The organism is Qipengyuania nanhaisediminis, from assembly GCF_045862805.1.
GTDB lineage: Bacteria > Pseudomonadota > Alphaproteobacteria > Sphingomonadales > Sphingomonadaceae > Erythrobacter > Erythrobacter nanhaisediminis_A.
Window position 1 is genome coordinate 1,894,748 of the sequence record NZ_AP025760.1, and the last position, 23,066, is coordinate 1,917,813.

Consider the following 23,066-nt stretch of genomic DNA (forward strand, 5'->3'; position numbering starts at 1 on the left):
CGGTGCCCCTCAACGCTCGATCGTGCCCGCGCGGCGGATCTTGCGCTGCAATTGCATCACGCCATAGAGCAGCGCCTCGGCGGTCGGAGGGCAGCCGGGAACATAGATGTCCACCGGCACGATGCGGTCGCAGCCGCGCACCACCGAATAGGAATAGTGGTAGTAGCCGCCGCCATTGGCGCACGAACCCATGCTGATCACGTATTTGGGATCGGACATCTGGTCGTAGACCTTGCGCAGCGCCGGGGCCATCTTGTTGCACAGGGTCCCGGCAACGATCATCACGTCCGACTGGCGCGGCGATGCGCGCGGGGCGACGCCGAAACGCTCCATGTCGTAGCGCGGCATGTTGACGTGGATCATCTCGACCGCGCAGCAGGCGAGCCCGAAGGTCATCCACCACAGCGAGCCAGTACGCGCCCACTGAAACAGGTCTTCGGTCGAGGTGACGAGGAAGCCCTTGTCGTTGACCTCGGTCTGGAGCGCCTTGAAATAATCGGCATCGGGCTGGCGCACTTCGCCGCCCTCGGCGGTGGCAAGCGCGGCATCGCGCATCCGGTGTCCGTCAAGCGCCGGGTTCAGCGCGGTCTGCCCGGCAAGAGCGGGATCAATGTTCGGATTGGTGCTCATTCCCAGTCCAGAGCTCCCTTCTTCCATTCATAGGCAAGCCCGATGGCAAGGATGCCGAGGAACACCATCATGCCCGCCCAGCCGATCCAGCCGGTTTCGCCGAGGCTGACTGCCCAGGGAAACAGGAACGCGGCTTCGAGGTCGAAGATGATGAAGCTGATCGCGACGAGGTAGAACCGCACGTCGAACTGGCTGCGCGCATCCTCGAACGCGGGAAAACCGCATTCGTATTCGGACAGCTTTTCCGCGTCCGGATTGTGCGTGCCGGTGAGGCGCGAGACGCCCATCGGCAGGAACACGAAAAGGACGGACAGCCCGAAGGCGATGAAGATGAAAATCAGTATCGGAAGATACTGCTCTAGGTCGACCACGAGGATTTCCTGGCTTGCTGGGTCCAATTGGACACGCCTCTAGGCCGCTCGCTGTCCCCACGCAAGGGCGCGACTCGCGGATTTTGCCACATATCTGTTGCGCAGATTGGAACGCGGCCCTGCGCCCAGGTCAATTGTCTCCGGAACCGAGCGGAAGTCTGCGTATCTGTGTTGGGATCGCTTGCATGCCATCCTTGAGCGCGCCCTTGTCGTAGCGGTCCCACTGGCCGGTGCCGACATAGACGAGGTGCTCACCCGAAAGGCTACCGCCCAGCGGTTCGGTCCACTCGCCATGGGCCTGTTCGAGCACCCGCGCGGCGACGATCCGCGTCCCGTCCCCGGACAAGGTAAACGCGCTGATCCGCATTGGCGATGTGCCGTTCTGGATTGCGATCAGTTCGTGTCCGTGGCGCCATAGACCGTCCACGCCATCGAGCAGGACCGGAACATCGCTCGCCACCCGCGAAACCGTGCCGTATTCGATATCGATCATGGCAAGCCCGTAGCGGTAGTCGCTGACATAGAGCCGCGTCCCGTCGGCACTCACGGCCGATCCCTGCGGCGAACGGAATGTGCCGGGCGCAACCAGTGATTCCAGAGCATCGATGCCCGCCGGTTTGCGGTAGATGCCGCCACCCAGCGGGTCGCTCGCATAGACCGTGCCGTCCGCCGCGATCGAAAGATCGGACAGAGCCACGCCTTCGGGCGCGGGGATGCGGGCGGGGTTTTCAAGGTCGTCTGACAAATAGAGCAGGCCGTTGAACAGCCCTGGCGCATCGTCCGAACCATCGAGGTTCGACGACGCCGCCCACCCCTCGCTGTCTCCGGGGACGCGGACGATCCCCGAAAGATCGCTAACCCCGGCGATTGGCACCGATAGCCAGTCGCAAGATGGTGCGAGAACCCACAGGGAATTGCGCGTTACCGATGTAACGACGAGCGCTTCATCATATGCGAGAACCGTCTCGACCAGGCCGGCCCCGGCAGGGACTAGCGCAATAGCCTCGCTCGCCTCGATCACGTCCGGCTGCCGGATCAGTAGAGCGCGAGCGCTCTCGGCGTGTTCTTCGCCGATCAGTTCGGGGATCTGCGCCTGTGCGGCTTCGCTGAAAATGTAGCCACGCTCTTGCAGCCAGGCGAGGCTCGCCAATACGGCCTCGACATCACCCTCGCCCAATTGCGCGTTGAGCAGTCGCAACCGCACCGAGCCGCTGTCGGGAAAATCAGCGGCAAGCGCCTCCAGCCTTTCGACGTCGCGGATCTGCCCGGTTTCGGCATCGACGGCTCGCCAATTGGGGAGTTCATGCGCGGCAAGCGGAGCGCTGAGGCACAGCACCGCCGCGACGAGCAGCGCCCTCACTTCATCATCTGCGCAGCAGCCTTCTCTGTCGCCTTGCCATAAGGCGGCTTGAATCCGCCGAGCTTGGCGATGTCGATCTTGGGCTGGTGATAGACCGCGCGCGCATGGCTGAACTCGCGGAAGCCCTCGATCGCGTGATAGGCACCCATACCCGATGGGCCGACACCGCCGAACGGCAGGTCTTCCATCGAGACATGGAAGATCACGTCATTGGTCGTCACCCCGCCCGAGATCGTGCGGGTGAGCACGCGCTCCTGCTCGTCGCTGTCGTGACCGAAATAATAAAGGCCGAGCGGGCGATCGTGCTCGTTGACGTAATCGACCGCCTGGTCGACGGCCTTGTAGGTCTTGACCGGCAGGACGGGTCCGAAGATTTCCTCCTGCATTGCGGTCATATCCTCGGTTACGTTCTTGAGGATGGTGAGCGGCATCTTGCGTTGGTTGGCGTTCGAAAAATCCTCATTGCCCGGATTGACCTCGATCACCTCGGCACCCTTGTCGCGCGCATCGGCGACCAAGCTCTGGAGCCGCTCGAAATGGCGGTCGGAAACGATCGAGGCATAGTCGTCGTTTTCGAGCAGCGTCTGATACATCGCGGAAACGCCTTCGGAGACCCCGGCGACGGCCTCGTCTTCCTTGTCTTCGGGCACGATCATGTAATCAGGGGCAAGGCAGATCTGGCCGGCATTCATCATCTTGCCCAACGCAATGCGTTCGCCGGCCTTGGCGAAGTCGGCGCTGCGTCCCATGATGACCGGCGATTTGCCTCCGAGTTCGAGCGTGACCGGGACCAGGTTCTCGGCAGCCGCCTGCATCACCCGCCGCCCCGTCGCTGTCGAGCCGGTGAAGACGAGATGATCGAAGGGCAGCGATGAAAACGCCGCAGCGACTTCGGGCCCGCCGGTGACCACGGCGAGCTCGTCCGGCGTAAAATATTCCTCGGCAAGTTCGGCCATGAGCAGGCTGGTGCGCTCGGTGAACTCGCTCGGCTTGATCATCGCGCGGTTGCCCGCGGCAAAGACCTGCATCAACGGGCCGAAGGCCAGCTGCACCGGGAAATTCCAAGGGCTCAATATCCCGATCACGCCCTTGGGCTCGTAGCGCAGCTCGGCCTTGGCACCGAGCAGGCCGAGCGGGAACTGGACAGAACGCCTCTCGCGCTTTGCCCACTTGTCCATGTGCTTGAGAGCATGCCGCCCTGCCCCGACCGTGGCGGCGATGTCTGTCAGCATCGACTGCTCCATCGCGCGATTGCCGAAATCGGCGCTCATCGCCTTGCACAGGCTTTCGCCGTGATCCTTGATCAGCGCCATCGCGCGCTTGATGCGGTCCTTGCGCATGCCCATCGTCTCGGGTCGCGAGGCGGTGAAGGCGTCGCGCTGGCGTCGCAGGAGAGCTTCTAGTTCGTCGCGGCGATCGTCGGCCATTGGTCTTCCCCTCGGGCATCTGGTTGCAATTTGCCATGGGTTCTCGCCCAAACCCTCGATCCATGCAAGCGCGCTGGCCTGGCGATTGCCAAGTGGCGGGCGCGTCATTACATCGCACCCGAAATTTCATCTTCCGAGTTCAAGGACATCCGCATGACCCAATTCAACGCCGACGACCCGATCGTCATCCTTTCCTTTGCGCGCACCCCCATGGGCGGAATGCAGGGCGCGTTCGCGAATGTCTCGGCCACCGACCTAGGCGCGGTCGCGGTCAAGGCCGCGGTCGATCGTTCGGGCGTAGCCGGCGACAAGTTCGACCGCGCCTATATGGGCTGCGTGCTTCCTGCCGGCCTCGGCCAGGCCCCCGCTCGCCAGGCCCTGGTCAAGGCGGGCCTCCCCAAATCGGTCCAGGCGACCACCGTCAACAAGGTCTGCGGCAGCGGCATGCAGACCGTCATCATGGGCGCCGAAGCGCTCGCCAGCGGGACAGTCGATTACGTGGTCGCCGGCGGCATGGAGAGCATGACCAACGCCCCCTACCTCCTTAAGAAGCACCGCTCGGGCGCGCGGATCGGTCATGACACCACCTACGACCACATGTTCCTCGACGGGCTCGAAGACGCTTATGAGGAAGGCCGCGCAATGGGCACTTTCGCACAGGATACGGCCAACGATTACCAGCTGACCCGCGAGGACATGGACGCCTATGCGATCACCTCGCTCGAACGCGCGAACAAGGCGATCGAGAGCGGCGCGTTCGACGGCGAAGTGGTGCCGGTCACGGTGAAGACCCGCAAGGGCGAAACCGTGGTGGAGCATGACGAGCAGCCCGGCAAGGGCCGCCCCGACAAGATCCCTCAGCTGCGCCCCGCCTTTGCCAAGGATGGCACGATCACGGCGGCGACCTCGAGCTCGATTTCGGATGGTGCGGCCGCGGTCGTCCTGAGCCGTGAGAGCGTGGCAAAGGCCAACGGCCAGCAGCCGGTGGCGCGGATCGTTGCCATGGCCGCGCATGCGCAGGAGCCTTCGAAGTTCACAACCGCTCCGATTCCTGCGGTCGAAAAGGTGCTCGAACGCGCGGGCTGGTCGGTCGAGGATGTCGACCTGTTCGAAATCAACGAGGCATTTGCCTGTGTCGCGATGTTCGCGATGCGCGATCTTGGGATCGACCACGACAAGATCAACATCAATGGCGGCGGAACCGCGCTCGGTCACCCGATCGGCGCGTCGGGCACGCGCATCATCGTGACGCTTCTCAACGCGCTCAAGCAGCAGGGCAAGACGCGCGGCGTCGCTTCGCTGTGTATCGGCGGCGGCGAGGCAACGGCGGTCGCGGTCGAGCTGGTCTGACCAAGAATTCGAATGCAATCATTTCATTGGGGGGAAACAAGGATGAAGATCAGAAATGTCGGCGTAGCCATGCTCGCCAGTCTCGCACTTGCCGCATGCGGCGAGGAAGCGGCTCAAACCGCGCAATCGGACGCGCAGGCGCAAGACGCCGGGGGTGCCGAAATGCTGGCAAGCGATGGCGGGCCGGCTGTCGGCACCTTCGAGGCAATTGCGCCTGACGGGACGGTCGTCATCCAGGACGTCAGGGCCGATGGCACGCTGGTCAACCGCTTCGGTGATGAAAGCGCGCAAGGCACTTGGACCTATGACCCGGCGAGCCGCCATTTCTGCTCACAGCTGGAAGAAGCCGACGCGCCGTCTTGTTACGAACAGGGCATGAGCGGCGAAGACGGCAGCTGGACCGTGATCAACATCGAGGATCCCGAGGACAGCTGGACGATCCGCCGCATGGCTGGCTAATCGCAAGGCGCCGCGCGGGAAGCGATCACGGTTCCCCCGCGCCCCACAAGCGATTTTCGGCAATCCACCCGGTGCGCCCGGCGATATCGACTTCGCAATAGCCCTGTTCGCAGCCCAGCAGCGCGCCGACCACGCCCGGTTCGGCGCGCCAGCGCAGCGACGATTGCGGCGATGCTTCGGCGCGGATGTCGGCATGGCCCTCGCCTGTCACCAGCACTCCGCGCGCCAGCCGCAGCTGGCTCGACGCGATCCACCCCTGCTCGCCTTCATGGTCCTGGACCAGCCGCCAGCCTTCGCGCAGCCGCAGCACCCGCACCGGGAGGCCCTGTCGGCGATAGACCCAAGCAATGCGGTAAGCCTCGCTCGGCCCGACGCGCATATTGACCTCGTCGAAGCGCAGCACCGCCCAATAGGGCACCTCCCGGTCCTGCGCCTGCGCCGGGACGGTCAGCGCTGCAACGGCAAGAACAGCAAACGACAGAGCTAAGACAAGCGGACGAAGTGATTTCATGCGTGCCTGATAACGTCTTGGCAGCGCGGCAATCAAGCCGGTGATGCACGCGTCCCGGACCGCTTGACCCGCGACTAGGATTGCTCCTAGCGACATCGGCCATGTCCGATCCGCAATCCCCGCCAGAATTTCACGGCGACAAGCCCCGCGTCGTCGTCACGCGTCACCTAGCCCCGGCCGTCGAAGCGCGCATGGGCGAGCTTTACGAGGCGGTGCTCAACAGGGACGACGTGCCGATGACACGCGACGCGCTGGTCGCGGCGATGGCGGATTGCGACGTGCTGGTGCCGACCGTCACCGACCGGATCGACGCCGCAATGATAGAGGGTGCAGGAGAGCGGCTGCGCCTGATCGCCAATTTCGGGGCCGGGGTCGAACATATCGACCTCGAAGCCGCGCGCGCTCGCAAGATCATCGTCACCAACACCCCCGGCGTTTTCACCGATGACACCGCCGATATCGCCATGGCCGGGATCATCGGAGTGCCGCGCCGGATTCGCGAAGGCGTGGAGCTCGTGCGCAAGGGCGAATGGACCGGCTGGGCACCCTCGGCCATGCTCGGCCGCAAGATCGGTGGCAAGGTGCTCGGCATCATCGGCATGGGCCGGATCGGACAGGCCGTGGCGCACCGCGCGCGGGCATTCGGGCTCGAAGTGGCTTATCACAACCGCAAGCCGCTGCCTGCCGCACTCGAACAGATGCTCGGCGTGCGCTTCGTCGCCGATCTCGACACTCTCGTTGCCGAGGCCGATATCCTCTCGCTGCACTGCCCGCTCACCAATGCCACGCGCGGCATGATCGACGCGCGCCGGATCGCGCTGATGAAGCAGGGCGCCTGCGTGATCAACACTGCCCGCGGCGAACTGATCGACCAGGACGCGCTGATCGCGGCGCTGCAATCTGGGCATCTCTCCGGCGCGGGTCTCGATGTCTATCCCGACGAGCCAGATATCGACCGCCGGCTGATCGCCCATCCCAACGTGATGACCCTGCCGCATATCGGCAGCGCTACTGTCGAGGGGCGCGAGGCGTCGGGCGAGAAGGTGATCGCCAATATCCAGTTCTGGAAGGACGGCCACCGTCCGCCCGACCAGGTCCTGAGCGGCCTGGTCTGACTTTCAGCTATCGTCGATCCGGGCGAGCTGTTCGGAGATGATGCCCACGATCTCGGCAACCTGGCGGCGCGAAGAACCGTAGGCGAAATGGCGCGCGGGAACCTCGATCGCGACATCGCGCTCGCCGTCCCGCCCACGCGCGCATTCGGGCGCGATCACTCCATCATTGCGCGACCACAGCGCGACCGTGTGAACCGGCGGCTTGACCGATGGATCGTCGGGCAACGGGGGATCATCGACGGTGTGATCGTTCATCGCGTTGTAGATGCGCCAGGCATTGTTCGCGTGCCGGTCGCCCGAAAAGGGCGAGCCGAGGGTAACCACCATCGCCACCTTGTCCGGATGGCGCTGGGCGAGCACGCGGGCGATGATCCCTCCGAGGCTCCAACCGACAAGGACCGGCTTGCACCCGCATTGCCCGGCCACTTCATCGAGCCGCGCCTCGGCCTGCGCAAAGGTCTCCTCGTTGACCCCGGTGACGAGCCGGAAGGTCGAGGGAAAGGCGCGAAACCCCGCCGCGTCTAGCGATCGCCGCAGCAGCGATGTCGCGCGGTCTCCCGACAGGATCCCGGGGAAAACCAGCACTGGCTGGCCTTCACGCGGGCACCGTTTGAGCTCGCCGGGCTTCACCCGCCGCGCCTTGTTGACCCAGATCGCGGGCAGGAGCGGGAGCTCGCGCAACCACAATCGAATTGGCGGGGGCTTCTCGCCGCTCATGACAGGTCGAGCGAATAAAGCCGGGTGAAGGTTCCCGGAGTATAGCCGGCGAAGGGCGCGCAGCGGACGAAACCGAATTTCTCGTAGAGCGCAATGGCATCGGCGAACAGGCCGCCCGAACCTGTCTCAAGCTTGACGGACGGGTGTCCCGTGCTGCGGGCATGGTCGAGCAGGTGCGCCAGGATTGCCCTGCCCGCCCCTTGTCCGCGGGCATCGGGATGGGCGCGCATCGACTTGATTTCGGCAAAGCCGTCATGCGCCTTGAGCGCGCCGATCGCCAGCAAGCGGTCGCCATCCCAGGCTGCAAACACATCGATGTCCGGCGCTCGCAGCGCGTCAATATCGAGCACGTGGCAGGTGCCCGGCGGCGAGTAGCCTCTCATCTCGGAGTGATGCAATGCGAGCAGCTGCTTCACTTCGGGTTCGCTCAGATCGCTACGACGGACATCCATCTCGTGTTCCTGCTGTGCCTGCGGGCAATCACAGATCGACCAAAGCGCGGGTCATTGCAATCGCTTGGCAATTATCAACCGCCTCCGGATGTCCCCTTTTCCTTGCCCAAGCAGACTGCTAGGCGCTGCCTCGAATTGAGAACATAAGGCGAGGAGCACAGAGCCGGGATGACCGACTATCCAACCAGCTTTGATCGTGACGATCTTCTGAAATGCGCGCGGGGCGAACTGTTCGGCCCCGGTAACGCGCAATTGCCCGAACCGCCGATGCTGATGATGGACCGGATCACCGAGATTTCAGGTGATGGCGGCGAACACGGCAAGGGTCACGTGGTGGCCGAATTCGATATCACCCCCGACCTGTGGTTTTTCGAATGCCATTTCCCCGGCAACCCGATCATGCCCGGCTGTCTCGGGCTCGACGGGCTTTGGCAGTTGACCGGCTTCAACCTGGGCTGGCGCGGTTGGAAGGGGCGCGGGTATGCGCTTGGCGTGGGCGAGGTCAAACTGACCGGAATGGTCCGGCCCGATCGTAAGATGCTCACCTACTACGTCGATTTCACCAAGGCGGTTCAGACCCGGCGTCTGACCATGGGCGTCGCCGATGGCCGCGTCGAAGCCGATGGCGAGGTCATCTACCAGGTCAAGGACATGAAGGTGGCGCTGTCCGAAGCCTGATCGGCTTCCGGCACACCAGCGAAAAGAGGACATTATGCGGCGTGTAGTGATCACCGGATTGGGGATTGTCTCCTCGATCGGCAACAATGCAGACGAAGTGCTTGCCTCGCTCAAGGCGGGCAGATCGGGCATCACCTTCAACGAGGAAATGGCCGAACACGGCTTCCGCTCGCAGGTGGCGGGCGCGATCGATCTCGACATCAAGGAACATGTCGACAAGCGCACGCTGCGTTTCATGGGTCCGGGCGCTGCCTATGCCCACATCGCGATGGGCCAGGCGATCGAAGATGCAGGGCTCGAGGAAAGCGATATCGTCAATCCGATGACCGGCGTGATCGCCGGGTCGGGCGGTCCTTCGACCTCGGCGATGCTCGCAGCACACCAGACCGTGCTCAAGACCGGCAATACCAAGCGCATCGGCCCGTTCGCCGTGCCCAAGACCATGTCCTCGACCGTCAGCGCTAACCTTGCGACGGCGTATCAGATCAAGGGCATGAACTTCTCGATAACCTCGGCCTGTTCGACCTCGCTCCACTGCATTGGGATGGCCGCGCAGCAGGTGGCGCTAGGACAGCAGGACGTGATGTTCGCAGGCGGCGGCGAGGAACTCGACTGGACCCTTTCCTGCCTGTTCGACGCGATGGGCGCGATGTCGAGCAAGTACAATGACACGCCGGCACGTGCGAGCCGCGCCTTCGATGCCGACCGCGATGGTTTCGTGATCGGCGGCGGCGGTGCGATGGTGGTGGTCGAGGACCTCGATCACGCGCTTGCACGCGGGGCCAAGATTTATGCCGAGGTCACCGGCTTCTGCGCGACTTCCGATGGGGCCGACATGGTCGCACCCTCGGGCGAAGGCGGTGAGCGGGCGATGCGCGGCGCGATCCGAACGCTCGGCGAGGACCGCAAGGTCAGCTATATCAACGCCCACGGCACTTCGACCCCGGTCGGCGATGTCGGCGAGATCGAGGCGGTGCGCCGGGTCTTCGGCGAAGGTTCGACACCGCCTGTCTCATCGACCAAGTCGATGACCGGGCACAGCCAGGGCGCCACTGGCGCGCAGGAAGCGGTCTATTGCCTGCTCGCGCTCGAGCATGATTTCATCATCCCGTCGATCAATGTCGAAACGCTAGACCCCGCGCTCAAGCCCGAGGAAATCGCGACCGAGCTGGTCGAGAATGCCGGGCTCGACACGGTGATGACCAATTCGTTCGGCTTCGGCGGCACCAACGGATCGATGTGCCTCTCGCGCTACCGCGATTGATCACGAGAAGGGAGCGGGCGTTCGGCGCCCGCTTCTTTCGTCACCCGTTGCTGCAAACCTCGATCCGCTCGGGCGCGCGGCGCTCCTCGCCGCGTTCGAAACGCGCGAAGTAGCCCTTGAGATCAGGGCGCTCGACAAATTCGACGAGCTTGTATCCGATCGCCTCGAATTCGCAGAACAGCAATGCCGGCGCGATGCCGTGCCGGTTGGTGGGCCTGTCGACATCGACGACGATAATCTGTCCGCCCTCGGCGAGCGCGGGCCACATGCGCCACAGGAAGGCGTAGGGCTCGGTCACTTCGTGATACATGTGAACGAGGAAGATCCGGTCGAAACTGTCAGCAGGCAGGTGCGGATTGTCCGCTTCGCCCAGCTTGATCGAGATGTTCTCAAGCCGCTCGCGCTCGACCCTTCGACCCAGCCTCTCGAGCGCCTCGCGATCGATATCCTGGGCCAGAACGCGCCCGGTTTCCCCCACCCTGGCGGCAAGGCGGACGGTGTAATAGCCCTCACCCGCGCCGATATCGGCAATTGTCATCCCCTCGGCGATATCGGCCATGTCCATCACCGCCTGCGCCTCGCCGCGCTCATCGCGTGCATCCTCGTTCGAAAACTGGTTCGAGACGATTTCGGACACCGGGCGATCTGGCTGCGGGAAATCTCGCGCGGTTTCCGGCCGGTCGCTGACAGGAGCGATGAGATCACAGGCGGACAAGGCAAGGCACAGGCCCGAAGCAAGGATCGCGGCGCGCAGGGTCATCTGATGGCCCGCCCCCGCGCTCCTGCCACGCCTGCCCGCGCCGCCTTCATTCGACATCCTCCACTTCGACCGTCTCGCCGGTCACCCGCTGGGCGAGCGCGGCTGAGATGAAATCGTCGATCTCGCCGTCGAGCACCTTGTCCGGCGAACTCGAGGTCACTCCGGTGCGCAGGTCCTTCACCATCTGGTATGGCTGGAGCACATAGGATCGGATCTGGTGTCCCCACCCGATATCGCTCTTTTCCTGGTATTCGCCCGATGCCGCCGCTTCGCGCTCGGCCATTTCGCGCTCGAAGAGCCGCGCCTTGAGCATGTTCATCGCGGTGGCGCGGTTCTTGTGCTGGCTGCGGTCGTTCTGGCTGGCCACCACGATGCCGGTGGGCTGGTGAGTGATCCGCACCGCGCTGTCGGTGGTGTTGACGTGCTGGCCACCTGCGCCCGATGCGCGATAGGTGTCGATCTTGAGATCGGAAGGGTCGATCTCGATCTCGATATCGTCGTCGATGACCGGATAGACCCAGACGCTGGAGAAACTGGTGTGGCGCTTGGCCGCGCTGTCATAGGGGCTGATCCGCACGAGCCGGTGCACCCCGCTCTCGGTCTTGGCATAGCCATAGGCGTTCTCGCCCTTGAGCAGCAGCGTCGCCGACTTGATACCGGCCTGGTCGCCAGCCTGATATTCGACCGTCTCGACCTTGAAGCCGCGCCGCTCGGCCCAGCGCGCATACATGCGGAAGAGCATTTCGGCCCAGTCCTGCGATTCGGTCCCGCCTGCGCCGGCATGGATTTCGAGATAGGTGTCGTTGCCGTCGGCCTCGCCCGAAAGCAACGCCTGCACCTTGTCCGCATCGGCGCGCCTGGCCAGCGTCTCGAGGCTTCTCAAGCCATCGTTGATGATGCTTTCCTCGCCCTCTGCCTCGCCCATCTCGATGAACTCAATCGCATCGCCCATCTCGGCCGAAATCTCGTTGACGGTGTTGACCGAGGTTTCGAGCAGCTTCTGTTCGCGGCTGATTTTTTGCGCCTGCTTGGGATCGTCCCAGAGGCTCGGGTCCTGCACGCGCGCGTTAAGCTCGTCGAGGCGGCGCAGCGCGCGCTCCCAGTCGAGCGATTGCTTGACCAGGTCGAGAGCGGCTTCGATCCGCTCGATAAAGGCCTGGGCTTCGGCCCGCATAACAATTCCTCACGTCAAGTCCTGGCCGTCCCGATTAACGACGGGGCAGCGAATGTAAAGCATGCCGGGCGCTGCGAGGGATCGCGCGCGCACCGGCCGGTTTCGATTAGTAGATGCCGCCTTGTTCCTCGGCGAAATTGGTCGGTTCACCCTCGCTTGTGCGGGTTTCGCGACCGCCCTGGCGACTGGCGCGGATCAGGGCGAGGATCTCGTCGCGCTTGGCGGCGATCTCGTCCTGCCGTGTCGATTGTTCGGGCTCGGTATCGGGCTTGAAGGCTTCCCAGATGATGTCCGAGCGCGGATCGTCCGATGGCCAGCCATCGAGCACGCGCTTGCCGGTCCGGCGGTCGACGCGGACCATGCGGATCCCTTCGGGCGCGATTGCGGGGAGCGGGGACCAGCGATCGCGGGTCTTGCGTATCATGTCCTTGACGATCGGCGCGACAAGCGTGCCGCCAAAGGCATAGCCGCCCATATTGCGCGGGGTGTCAAAGCCCATATAGGCACCCACCACCATGCGCTGGGTGCCGCCCACGAACCAGACGTCCTTTGGCCCAGAAGTGGTGCCGGTCTTGCCAAACAGCGGCAATTCGAGATCGCGCAGAATGGTCGCGGTGCCGCGGGTGACCACCCCTTCGAGCATGTGCTGGACCTGGAACGCGGTGCGCGGGTCCATCGCCTCGGTGCCCTTGAGCCCGAAGCGCGGCATCGGGCTGCCGTCATATTCGGCCATGTTGCAACCATTGCAGCTGCGCTCGTCGGCGCGCCAGATCACCTTGCCCTGACGATCCTGCACGTAGTCGATCAGCGTGGGCTGGTTGAGTCGGCCGTGATTGGCGATGGCGGAATAGGCTGAAACCATCTTGAGGACGGTGGTTTCCTCCGAACCGAGCGATGTCGCGGCATAGGGGTCGGGATCCTCGGAAATGCCGAGCGTCTCGATCGTGTCGACCACGTTTTCCATTCCCGCCTGCATCCCGATCTGGACGGTCATGATGTTCTGCGATTGCTCGAGCCCGTAGCGCATCGGGAACTGGCCGGCGCGCCCGCCGCGAATGCATTTTTCACCCAGCTGGCGGCCCTGGAAATAGCAGAACTGCGTGTTGTCGATCTCGGTCGAAGGGGTCATGCCGTTATCGAGACCGGTGGCATAGACAAAGGGCTTGATCGTCGACCCGGGCTGACGGTTGGCCTGGGTCGCGCGGTTGAAGTCGGACAGGCGGTGATCGAATCCGCCCTGCATCGCCATCACCCGCCCGGTCTGCGAATCCTGGAGCACGATCGCGCCCTGCACTTCGGGGATCGAGCGCACCCGGTAGCCATTGCCAGCGGGCGAAACCGCGATCACATCGCCGGCCTTCAGCGCATTGGGCAGGTTGGAAAGCGGCGCCTCTTCTCCGTCGGAAAAGCCGATCGTGGCCGACGAACCTTCGCGCCGGGTGACGACACCCACGCGCCAGTTCTCGTAGCTGATCGAAAGGAACGAGCTTGCCAATTGCCCGGCCCAATTGCCATCGTCCATGTTGATCGTGGCAATCGGTCCAGACCATCCGCGCGAGCCGTGATAGCGCACCAGTCCTGTGCGCAAGGCATCGCGCGCGGCGTCCTGCATCTCGACATCGAGCGAGGTGCGCACCCACAGCCCTCCGGCATAGACGCTGTTCTCCCCGTCCTCGGCGGTCTCGCCGAAATCGGCGATCAGCTGCCGGCGCACTTCCTCGAGGAAATAGCCCGCATCGGCGCTGCGCTGCGAACGCTGGCGCACGAGCCCGAGCGGCTGAGCAGCGGCAGCGGCGCGCTCGGCCTCGGTGATGAAACCGTTTTCCTCCATCTGGCGCAGCACGAAATCGCGCCGGGCAAGCGCGGCCTGTTCCTGCCCGCTTCGGCCATAGCGTTCGGGCGCCTTGGGAAGGATTGCGAGAAACGCGACCTCGTGCAGGTCAAGCTCGCCAACGTCCTTGTCGAAATAGGCTCGCGCAGCCGCCTGGACCCCGAAGCTGCGCCGGCCAAGCGGGATTTCGTTGAGGTAGAGCTCGAGGATCTCCTCCTTGCTGAGCACTTCCTCGATCCGGCTTGCAAGGATCATCTCCTTGAGCTTGCGGGTGACCGAATATTCGTCGCCCAGGAGCAGGATTTTCGCCAGCTGCTGGGTGATGGTCGATCCGCCGACCGCTCTCTCGCCCGACCCGTATTTGGTCACGTAGTCGAACACCGCATTGGCGGTGCCGGTGACATCGACCCCGCTATGGCTGAAGAAGGTCTTGTCCTCGGCCGACAGATAAGCCTCGATCAGCCGGTCGGGAAAGTCGGCATATTGCAGCTGGACCCGGCGTTCGCGGGCATAGGAATGGACGATCTCGCCATCGATGCCGCGCACCATGGTGGGAAGCGGGGTCTGGTATTCGGCGAGGCTTTCAGCCTCGGGCAAGTCGCTTGCGAGCCATGCCCATAAGGCGAGCCAGCCGACGAACAGCGCGGCCAGGCCCGCAGCCGCGATCTTGAACAGAAGGCTCGTACGCCATTTCTCTGCGGACCATGCGACGGCAAGCCGGGTGTCGCGCGCGAGGCGATAGCGGAAATATTCGGCGAAGGTGAGTTGATCGGTTTCGGTCATGGGGGACTTGCGGCTTATCGCGTCTCGTCAGGGAAAGCTAGCGGCTTGGACGCGCGTCTCACCTCTCCATTCGGCGCGCGAAATAGACCCTGATCGCGCGGGCGAGCACCTCGGCATAGGCGCGGCGGCCCTCTTGCGTGACCAGCAATGCGCGGTCGGCGTCATTGGTGACGAAACCGCTCTCGAACAGCACGCCCGGAACATCGGGCGCGCGAAGCACCGCCAGTTCGGCAGAGCGAAGCGGGCGGGGGTGAAAGCGGATGCGCCCTTCCCCCTCGCGCGCGATCAGCGAGGCGAATTCGGTCGCGTCTTCCTGGGTGCGCTGCTGCGAGAGCTCGACCAGGATCGCGCTCACTTCCTCGCTCTGTCCCTCGATCGCGATGCCGTTCAACCGGTCGGCGGCGTTCTCGCGCTCGGCAAAGCGCGCGGCCGCCTCGCTCGAGGCCTCGTTCGACAGGGTGTAGATGCTCGCCCCGCTGACATCGGCGCGCGAACCGGCGGAATCCGCGTGGATCGACAGGAACAGGTCAGCGGCAAGCTGGCGCGCGATCTCGGGGCGATCGGCAAGCGGGATGATGCTGTCACTTTCGCGCGTCAGAGCCACGCGTATTCCGCCTGACGCGAGCAATTCGTCGCGCAGGTCGCGTGCCAGGGCGAGCACGATATCCTTTTCGAGCACGCTCGCCCCCGCTGCGCTGCGCCCCACCGTTCCCGGATCGCGGCCGCCATGACCGGCATCGATCACCACCAATGGGCGGGTCGGATCATCGGGCCCGCGGATTCCAGGCAAGGCAATCGGTGCGCCCTGAGGCTCGAGCAGGAAGCGCATCACATAGTCCCGTCCCCAGTATGGCACGGGTATGCTCGCGCCCACGGCCATCGCACCGCCCAGCACCAGCGCCGGGACAGCAAGGATAACCAACAACAAGGTACGAAGGCTCATGACCTCCAGACGCTTAGGATGTTGCGCGGCCCAAGCGCAATAGAGTTGCGGCAGCCAACCCACGGTGCTAGCGATCAGCGTTGAACGGGGCGCATCGGCAGACAGCCGGGGCGGACCTTCGTTTCGAATGCTTGTCCGGCCCCGCTCATGCACATGCCGGACCCACACAGGTTGATGCAGTGACGCGACGTTCGATATCGCACGATACACCCAGGCGCTGTTTCAGCGCGGGCGTAGCCGTCGGATCAAGCGCGGAAAATTTCCGCACATCGCTCGCAGCAGACACGTACATCGCGCGCGTCTCGCACACGCAGACGCGCGCTTTCCCGAATACCGGCTCCGCCACGAGGCAGGCCGGATACCCATACAATTTGCGCCCATCCTGCCGCCGCGTGGCCTTGCCACCGATGCGGCAGAGCGGCGTTTGGAGAAGTTTACATGGCAACGCGCATGCTAATCGATGCGCGCCACTCGGAAGAGACCCGGGTGGCGGTGCTCAAGGGCAACCGGATTGAGGAATTCGATTTCGAATCTGCTGAACACAAGCAGATCAAGGGCAATATCTATCTAGCCAAGGTCACGCGGGTCGAACCCTCGCTGCAAGCCGCCTTCGTCGATTTCGGCGGCAACCGGCACGGCTTTCTCGCCTTCAGCGAAATCCACCCCGATTATTACCAGATCCCGCAGGAAGATCGCGAGCGCCTGCTTGCCGAAGAGGCCGAGGCCGCCGAGGAAGAAGCACGCCTGCGCGCCGAGGAAGAGGACGAGGGCGTAACCCCGGGTGACGAATACGACGCCGATGATGAAAGCGCGGAAAGCCTCGCCGAGGACCTCGCCGAAGACGGGCTCGAGGAAATCGACACCTCCGAAAAGGACAAGGTCGCAACGATCGAGGAAGGCCATTCGGACGACGACGACAGCGACGAGGACGACGATTCGGACGAGGACGATTCCGAGGAAGACGACGCTTCCGATAGCGACGAAGACGGTGATGACGACAAGAAGCAGCGGCGCGGACGCCGTGGGCGTGGTCGCCGCCGCCAGGGTGGCAAGGACAAGGGCGGCAAGGGACGCAGCCGCGCCAAACAGGTCGACGAAGTGCGCGCCAAGCGCATGGCGCTGCGCCGCCGCTACAAGATTCAGGACGTCATCCAGCGCCGCCAGGTCCTGCTCGTCCAGGTCGTGAAGGAAGAGCGCGGCAACAAGGGTGCAGCGCTCACCACCTATCTGAGCCTCGCGGGCCGCTACACCGTGCTGATGCCCAATTCCTCGCACGGCGGAGGCATCAGCCGCAAGATCAGCTCCGCCTCCGATCGTAAGCGCCTGAAGCAGGTCGTCTCCGACCTCTCCTTGCCCAAGACCATGGGCCTGATCGTGCGCACCGCCGGGATCAGCCGCACCAAGACCGAGATCAAGCGCGATTTCGATTACCTCGCCCGGTTGTGGGACGAAATTCGCCAGACCACGCTCAAATCCACCGCACCTTCGCTGATTCATTCGGACAGCGACCTGATCAAGCGCGCGATCCGCGACATCTACAACCGCGAGATCGAGGAGGTCGTGGTCGAAGGCGAGGATGGTTACAAGTCGGCCAAGGCCTTCATGAAGATGCTGATGCCCAGCCATGCGCGCCGGGTGAAAGCCTATTCGGATCCTGTGCCTCTGTTCCAGCGCTACGGCGCCGAGGATCAGCTGCGGGCGATGTATGATCCGATGGTGCAGCTCAAATCGGGCGGCTATTTGATCATCAACCCGACCGAGGCGCTGGTCTCGATCGACATCAATTCGGGCCGCTCGACCAAGGAGCACGGGATCGAGCAGACCGCGCTTCACACCAACCTCGAAGCCGCGCGCGAGATCGCTCGCCAGCTGCGTCTGCGCGACATGGCCGGCCTCGTCGTGATCGACTTCATCGACATGGAATACAATTCCAACGTCCGTAAGGTCGAACGGGCGATGAAGGACGCACTCAAGAACGACCGTGCGCGCATCCAGGTGGGCCGGATTTCGGGCTTTGGCCTGATGGAAATGAGCCGCCAGCGCCTGCGCACCGGCGTTCTTGAAGCGACCACGCGCGAATGCCCGCATTGCGATGGCACCGGCCTCGTGCGCACCGCGTCTTCTGCCGGGCTCTCGGCTCTACGCCTGATCGAGGACGAGGCTGCCAAGGGCAAGGGAACGCGCATCTGCCTGGCTGCCAGCACCGAGGCGGCAATCTATCTCCTCAACGAGAAGCGCGACGAGCTGGTCGAGATCGAGCAGCGCTACGGCGTGACGGTCGAGGTCAAGCCCGAGGGCGAGGATGAAGGCGCGAAGATGACCGTGTCGAGCCATGGTCCGCGCCCTGCCGAGGCACCCAAGTTCGATCCCATCATCGATGACGACGACGATGACGATGACATCGCCGAAGACGAGGCCGAAAACGAGGCCGAAAACGATAGCGACGAGGATTCGCGGCCGCGCAAGAAGCGGCGCCGCCGTCGCGGAGGCCGCGGTCGCAACAAGAAGCGCGGCGATGATGGCAATGGCGACGACAACCGTTCGGATGACGGGGATGACGACAAAGGGTCGGACGATCAGGGTCGCGAAGCCGAGGACGCCGGCAGCGACGATGACGACAAGCCCAAGCGCCGCCGCCGTCGCGGTGGACGAGGTCGCCGTCGCAAGGGAGATGAAGGCGAAGACGGGGCAAAGCCCGCGTCCGAGGACCTTCCCGCCGAGAATCTCGAAGACATTGCCGACCAGGTGAAGGACGACATGACTGTCGTGGCCGGACCTGACGGAGCGCCCGAGACCGCCGAAGCCATGGCTGACGCGGCGACCGGGTCGGATGACGAGAAACCGGCGAAGAAGCCCGCGCGCAAGCGCGCACCGCGCAAGAAGAAGGGCGAGGATGCCGAGGCTGAAACCGAGGCCGCGACCCCGGCATCAGAAAAGTCCGGCGATTCCGCCGCCGAGGACAAGCCCAAGAAGAAGCGCGCGCCGCGCAAGAAGAAGACCGATGATGCGGCACAATTCGATGCCGCGAGCACTTCGACCGAGGACGAGAAGCCCGCAAAGCCGCGGCGCAAGAGCACGACCAAGGCCAAGCGCGAAAAGGCCGGGGCCGGCAATGATACCGCCTCGCTCGAAGCAGAGGGCGACACGCCACGCGCCTCTGATACCGAAAGCGACCCCGCCACCGACAGCGCGCAATCCGATGACGGTGCAGAGGGCAAGAAGCGCGGTTGGTGGCAGCGCACCTTCGGCGAATGACCTGATCGGAAGGGCCGGTTGCTGATGCAGCCGGCCCTTTTCACTCTAGCAATGGCAATCCTGCTTCCGCGCGCCTGAGCGTTCGGCAGGTCACACGCTCGGCCTTCGTGCGGCGCCCCATTCGTTCCACATTGCGAACTTGGGCGCCTTGGGCAGGTAGCCCTGCCCCAAGGGCTCGACTTCGAACCCCGCGCCGCGAAAGGCCGACCCGATCGGCCGGGTCAGGTGGCATCCCCCAGCGAGCCTCTTCCAGACCGGCTCGATCCGGTCCTGCCAGCGCGCGACGTCTGCATCGGGCGCACGCCCGTGCTCGAGAAACAAGGCTTGCCCGCCTGGCCTCAGAATGCGCCGCATCTCGGCGAGCACGCGGGCCGGGTCCGCGACCGAACACAGCGTAAAAGTGCACACGACCGTATCGAACGCGCTGTCTGCGAAGGGGATGTCCTCGCCGACACCCTGACGCAGGTCAGCAGCCCATCCGCGTTCGCGTGCCGCCTCGCGCGCGCCCGCCAGCAATTTTTCATGAGGGTCGATCCCGCTGAGCGAAGTGACCGTTGCAGGGTCGTAAAAGCCCTGGTTGATTCCCCCGCCGCAGCCCAGTTCGAACACGTCACCGCGGGCAAGCGGCACCACCAGCGACCGGCGTTTCATCACTTGCCCGGTGCTGCATGCACAGCCAATTACCCGCGGCAAGACATGCGCATCGTACCAATCCCTAACGCCCATAACGCGCCCTCCCCGCGCCGCCGCTGACCCCGTTAGTCTCGCCCAGTTTGCTCGCCGAGCCAAGCGCTTCTTCGCATCGCGCAAAAGGCGCGAAAATGCTGGCTCTTGGGGCTTCACCCGTTTAATCGCCGCGCTCGAACACCCATCGTCGTAAAGGTCTGCCGTAATGTCCCAGAACATCGCACCGCTGCGCATTTCCGAACAAGACAAGGAGCGCGTCCGGCTCCTGTTCATGGCCAAGCACGCCAAGTGGGGCGGCGGAATGCATCCCGAGGATGGCAATCACGCGATCTACCACCACGAAGTGCGCACCAGCCTGGAAAAGCTCGGGCTGAACCTCGAATTCGCCGACAGCTACGATGTTCTGTTTACGCGGCCACCTGTCGACTTCGTGTTTCCGCTGCTCAATCGCGGCGGGTTCGTGAACAGCGAGATGCTGATCCCGGTCCTGTGCAACATGCACCGCCTGCCCTATCTCGGCGCCATGCCCTTCCTGCGCGGCCTGGGCGATGACAAATCGGTGTCCAAGCTGGTCGCGCGCAATGCCGGCGTGCCGACCGCCGACTGGTTCTGCTATCGCCGCGGTGCGCCGGTCGAGGAAGCCGATCTGCCGGCAAGCCCTGCGGGTCGCTGGGTGATCAAGCCCAATGCCTCTTCGGCAAGCTGGGGCATCTCGGACGCCTTCGATTTTGCCGGGGTGGCCAATGCGGTCGCCGACATTCACGGCCAGGGCCATGACGCGCTCGTGGAGCCCTATCTCGACGGCTATGACGTGCAATGTGCATTCATCACCATCAAGGATGAACCGATCGCGCTGCCCATGCTGTGGTACGAGCGCGAGGACACCCAGAAACTGTGGACCTATTACGAGAAGCGCGACCTCGTCCAGAACACCGAGAAAGCCGCTCTCAAGGAGTTCGACCACGCCGAATTCGCGCCGCGCATCACCGAATATGCACGGCGCTTCGCGCGCGAGTTCCTGCCTTTCGATTATGGCCGGATCGAATTCCGGCTCGACCTCGCGACCGGCGATATCAATTTCATCGAGATAAACCTGAACTGCAATCTGTGGTCAGAAAAGGTCATGGCCAAGGCCGCCGCAAGGGCCGGCTTCAGCCACCAGGATCTGCTCGAGACATTGCTTGCCGAAAGCTGGCGGCGCAACGGGTTGATCGCGCTCTAGCATTGGCCCCGCCCTTGCGAGCGAGCGAGCGGAATGGCACAGTCAGAGGCGCTGGAGGCTGAACCCACATTGCTGGAGGGCTTGCCCATGTCCGCTAACGTCTCGAAAACCACCGATCTCGGCCAATACCGCAAGGTCTTCGCGCTTGCCGCGCTGGCAATCCTTGCCGTGCCGCTGGTGGCGATGCAATTCACAGCCGAGGTCCGCTGGACCGCGTTCGATTTCCTCGTTTTTGTGACCATGCTCGCAGCATTGGGGGGCGCGATCGAGCTGGCGATCCGGTTCGCTCACAGCCACCTCTTGCGCGCGGCATTCATCGGGCTGTCGCTGATGGCGTTCCTGTTCGTTTGGGCGATGCTCGCGACCGGCTAGGCCGGGATCTCGGCGCCGGCATAATCGAACACCTTGCCGCTGTCCCCTGGGGCAAGCGAGGCCATCACATCGACGAGCCTTTTCGCGGCATCGTCGGGCTCGGTCAGCTGGCCTTCGGCGAGGCCTTTCTGAAACGGCTTCGACAGGCGGCTGTCGACCGTCCCGGGATGCAGTGCGACCACCACGCCGTGTTCGTGAGTGCGCCCCATCTCGATCGCGAAATTGCGCACCAGCATGTTGAGCGCCGCTTTCGAGGCGCGGTACGAATGCCATCCGCCCAGCTGGTTGTCCGAAATCGAACCGACCCGCGCGCCGAGCGCCGCGAATACGAAACTGCGCTCACGCGGCATCAGCGGCAGGACGTGCTTGGCGATCAGCGCAGGCCCGATGGTGTTCAGCGCAAGAACCCGCGCCATCGCATCCGCGTCGATCCGTTTCAGCGTCCGCTCGGGCCCGCGCCCTTCGGCAAGGCTGAGCACTCCGCTTGCGATCACCACCCATTCGGGCGGTTTGCCTGCCATCTGCTGCGCCGCGGCGGCGATCGAGGATTCGTCGGTGAGGTCGAAGGCGAAGGGCACGCTGCCGGGCACACCGATTTCCACTCCCGAACGCGAACCGGCATGGATTTGCTCGCAGCCAAGGGCGGCGAGCCGCTCGCACAGAGCGCGGCCGATTGCGCCGCTGGCACCGAAAATCGCGGCGGACCTGGGATGGTTCGGGTGACTGGCCATTGCCCGAACAAGCCGCGCGGACCCTTCCCGGTTCCCCGGACAGCCAAGATCTGCGCTGCCCTGCCTGCCCAAACTGCATCGAAAACAACAGATCAGGCGGACAACGCAACACTTGTCGCCTTGCCTCGCGGCCCGCAGCCGCTAGTAAGGGTCGCGGGCTAACCAGGATCAGGAACAATGGCGACTTTCACCCTCCCGAAGAACTCGAAAATCCGCCGCGACGGCAAGGTCTTCAAGGCCGGGAGCGACACGGCCGGCAAGCGGGTCAAGACCTTCAAGATCTACCGCTACGATCCTGATTCGGGGGAAAATCCGCGCTACGACAAGTTCGAACTCGACCTCGACGATTGCGGCCCGATGGTTCTCGATGCCCTGTTCAAGATCAAGAACGAGGTCGATCCCACGCTCACCTTCCGCCGCTCGTGCCGCGAAGGTATCTGCGGTTCGTGCTCGATGAACATGAACGGCAAGAACGGCCTTGCCTGCACCACCGCGATCGAGGACCTCAAGGGCGAGGTGCGCATCACCCCGCTGCCGCACATGGAAGTGATCAAGGACCTCGTTCCCGACTTCACCCATTTCTACGCGCAATATGCCTCGATTCGCCCCTGGCTCCAGACGGTCAGCACCACCCCTTCGGGCAAGGAGCGGCTGCAATCGCCCGAACAGCGCGAAAAGCTCGACGGGCTCTACGAGTGCATCCTGTGCGCGTGCTGCTCGACATCGTGCCCGTCCTATTGGTGGAATTCGGACAAGTTCCTCGGACCGGCAATCCTGCTCCAGGCCTATCGCTGGCTCGCCGATAGCCGCGACGAGATGACCGGCGAACGTCTCGACCAGCTCGAGGATCCGTTCCGGCTCTATCGCTGCCACACGATCATGAATTGCGCCAATGTCTGCCCCAAGGGGCTTTCGCCGGCCAAGGCCATCGCCGAGACCAAGAAGATGATGGCCGAACGCGCCATCTGATCCGC

At 64.0% G+C, this 23,066-nt stretch carries 22 protein-coding genes; 9 read left to right on the forward strand and 13 right to left on the reverse strand.

All coding sequences use genetic code 11. The annotated features are described in order from the left end of the window. Positions 1–9 precede the first annotated feature (9 nt). The 4 genes from ACKTSM_RS09140 to ACKTSM_RS09155 all read right to left on the reverse strand — a co-directional run bounded on the left by ACKTSM_RS09140 (position 10) and on the right by ACKTSM_RS09155 (position 3,788). Positions 10–555 carry a NuoB/complex I 20 kDa subunit family protein gene (locus tag ACKTSM_RS09140; RefSeq protein WP_407876344.1) on the reverse strand — a complete coding sequence of 182 codons (546 nt, stop codon included), beginning with the start codon at positions 553–555 and terminating at the stop codon, positions 10–12. Between the two features lie 71 nt (positions 556–626). Continuing rightward, a complete protein-coding gene (locus ACKTSM_RS09145; RefSeq protein ID WP_407876345.1) occupies positions 627–1,001 on the reverse strand; it encodes an NADH-quinone oxidoreductase subunit A in 375 nt (124 codons plus the stop codon). A gap of 130 nt (positions 1,002–1,131) precedes the next feature. After that, entirely contained in the window at positions 1,132–2,361 is a 1,230-nt protein-coding gene (locus ACKTSM_RS09150; RefSeq protein WP_407874348.1) for a hypothetical protein, read from the reverse strand. Beyond that, complete coding sequence (locus tag ACKTSM_RS09155; protein ID WP_407874349.1) at positions 2,358–3,788, reverse strand: coniferyl aldehyde dehydrogenase; 1,431 nt, start codon at positions 3,786–3,788, stop codon at positions 2,358–2,360. Before ACKTSM_RS09155 ends, ACKTSM_RS09150 begins: the two co-directional genes overlap by 4 nt. Before the next feature lie 153 nt (positions 3,789–3,941). Here ACKTSM_RS09155 and ACKTSM_RS09160 point away from each other — a divergent pair, with 153 nt between their 5' ends. Continuing rightward, positions 3,942–5,138 (forward strand): thiolase family protein, encoded by a 1,197-nt coding sequence (locus ACKTSM_RS09160; protein ID WP_407874350.1) that lies wholly within the window; start codon positions 3,942–3,944, stop codon positions 5,136–5,138. Positions 5,139–5,180: 42 nt separating this feature from the next. Continuing rightward, positions 5,181–5,597: a hypothetical protein gene (locus ACKTSM_RS09165; RefSeq protein WP_407874351.1), complete on the forward strand. Its 417-nt coding sequence runs from the start codon at positions 5,181–5,183 to the stop codon at positions 5,595–5,597. 25 nt (positions 5,598–5,622) lie between these two features. Here ACKTSM_RS09165 and ACKTSM_RS09170 read toward each other — a convergent pair whose 3' ends face one another. Further along, positions 5,623–6,108, reverse strand: a complete 486-nt coding sequence (locus ACKTSM_RS09170) for an SH3 domain-containing protein (RefSeq protein WP_407874352.1) — start codon at positions 6,106–6,108, stop codon at positions 5,623–5,625. 101 nt (positions 6,109–6,209) lie between these two features. On the opposite strand from ACKTSM_RS09170, the gene ACKTSM_RS09175 reads away from it, so the two are divergent. Beyond that, a complete protein-coding gene (locus ACKTSM_RS09175) occupies positions 6,210–7,223 on the forward strand; it encodes a 2-hydroxyacid dehydrogenase (RefSeq protein ID WP_407874353.1) in 1,014 nt (337 codons plus the stop codon). 3 nt (positions 7,224–7,226) lie between these two features. On the opposite strand, the gene ACKTSM_RS09180 is transcribed toward ACKTSM_RS09175, so the two are convergent. Continuing rightward, the gene (locus ACKTSM_RS09180; RefSeq protein WP_407874354.1) at positions 7,227–7,940 is read right to left on the reverse strand and encodes an esterase/lipase family protein; all 714 of its coding nucleotides are present in this window, start codon (positions 7,938–7,940) and stop codon (positions 7,227–7,229) included. After that, positions 7,937–8,392, reverse strand: coding sequence for a GNAT family N-acetyltransferase (locus tag ACKTSM_RS09185; protein WP_407874355.1), 456 nt, complete (start codon positions 8,390–8,392; stop codon positions 7,937–7,939). Before ACKTSM_RS09185 ends, ACKTSM_RS09180 begins: the two co-directional genes overlap by 4 nt. Before the next feature lie 168 nt (positions 8,393–8,560). Between ACKTSM_RS09185 and fabA the strand changes: the two genes are divergently transcribed. Continuing rightward, entirely contained in the window at positions 8,561–9,070 is a 510-nt protein-coding gene (fabA, locus tag ACKTSM_RS09190) for a bifunctional 3-hydroxydecanoyl-ACP dehydratase/trans-2-decenoyl-ACP isomerase (RefSeq protein ID WP_407874356.1), read from the forward strand. A 34-nt stretch (positions 9,071–9,104) separates the two neighbouring features. Next, positions 9,105–10,334 (forward strand): beta-ketoacyl-ACP synthase I, encoded by a 1,230-nt coding sequence (fabB, locus tag ACKTSM_RS09195; protein ID WP_407874357.1) that lies wholly within the window; start codon positions 9,105–9,107, stop codon positions 10,332–10,334. 40 nt (positions 10,335–10,374) lie between these two features. Here the strand turns inward: fabB and ACKTSM_RS09200 are convergent, their stop codons facing one another. The 4 genes from ACKTSM_RS09200 to ACKTSM_RS09215 form a co-directional block, all read right to left on the reverse strand. Further along, positions 10,375–11,094, reverse strand: a complete 720-nt coding sequence (locus ACKTSM_RS09200) for a class I SAM-dependent methyltransferase (RefSeq protein ID WP_407874358.1) — start codon at positions 11,092–11,094, stop codon at positions 10,375–10,377. A gap of 46 nt (positions 11,095–11,140) precedes the next feature. Beyond that, positions 11,141–12,268, reverse strand: a complete 1,128-nt coding sequence (gene prfB / locus ACKTSM_RS09205) for a peptide chain release factor 2 (protein WP_407874359.1) — start codon at positions 12,266–12,268, stop codon at positions 11,141–11,143. Between the two features lie 106 nt (positions 12,269–12,374). Further along, on the reverse strand, positions 12,375–14,882 hold the full coding sequence (locus tag ACKTSM_RS09210) for a penicillin-binding protein 1A (protein WP_407874360.1): 2,508 nt from the start codon (positions 14,880–14,882) through the stop codon (positions 12,375–12,377). Positions 14,883–14,940: 58 nt separating this feature from the next. Continuing rightward, positions 14,941–15,825 carry an N-acetylmuramoyl-L-alanine amidase gene (locus ACKTSM_RS09215; protein ID WP_407874361.1) on the reverse strand — a complete coding sequence of 295 codons (885 nt, stop codon included), beginning with the start codon at positions 15,823–15,825 and terminating at the stop codon, positions 14,941–14,943. Between the two features lie 438 nt (positions 15,826–16,263). Between ACKTSM_RS09215 and ACKTSM_RS09220 the strand changes: the two genes are divergently transcribed. Beyond that, positions 16,264–19,080, forward strand: coding sequence for a ribonuclease E/G (locus ACKTSM_RS09220; protein ID WP_407874362.1), 2,817 nt, complete (start codon positions 16,264–16,266; stop codon positions 19,078–19,080). Between the two features lie 90 nt (positions 19,081–19,170). Here ACKTSM_RS09220 and ACKTSM_RS09225 read toward each other — a convergent pair whose 3' ends face one another. After that, the gene (locus ACKTSM_RS09225) at positions 19,171–19,806 is read right to left on the reverse strand and encodes a class I SAM-dependent methyltransferase (protein WP_407874363.1); all 636 of its coding nucleotides are present in this window, start codon (positions 19,804–19,806) and stop codon (positions 19,171–19,173) included. Between the two features lie 166 nt (positions 19,807–19,972). Between ACKTSM_RS09225 and ACKTSM_RS09230 the strand changes: the two genes are divergently transcribed. Together ACKTSM_RS09230 and ACKTSM_RS09235 are read left to right on the forward strand one after the other, a co-directional pair. Beyond that, a complete protein-coding gene (locus ACKTSM_RS09230) occupies positions 19,973–20,989 on the forward strand; it encodes a phosphoribosylglycinamide synthetase (RefSeq protein WP_407874364.1) in 1,017 nt (338 codons plus the stop codon). An 87-nt stretch (positions 20,990–21,076) separates the two neighbouring features. After that, positions 21,077–21,361 carry a hypothetical protein gene (locus ACKTSM_RS09235; RefSeq protein ID WP_407874365.1) on the forward strand — a complete coding sequence of 95 codons (285 nt, stop codon included), beginning with the start codon at positions 21,077–21,079 and terminating at the stop codon, positions 21,359–21,361. Here ACKTSM_RS09235 and ACKTSM_RS09240 read toward each other — a convergent pair. Further along, a complete protein-coding gene (locus ACKTSM_RS09240) occupies positions 21,358–22,092 on the reverse strand; it encodes an SDR family NAD(P)-dependent oxidoreductase (protein WP_407874366.1) in 735 nt (244 codons plus the stop codon). The genes ACKTSM_RS09235 and ACKTSM_RS09240 overlap by 4 nt on opposite strands. Before the next feature lie 177 nt (positions 22,093–22,269). Between ACKTSM_RS09240 and ACKTSM_RS09245 the strand changes: the two genes are divergently transcribed. Then, complete coding sequence (locus ACKTSM_RS09245; RefSeq protein WP_407874367.1) at positions 22,270–23,061, forward strand: succinate dehydrogenase iron-sulfur subunit; 792 nt, start codon at positions 22,270–22,272, stop codon at positions 23,059–23,061. Positions 23,062–23,066 lie beyond the last annotated feature (5 nt).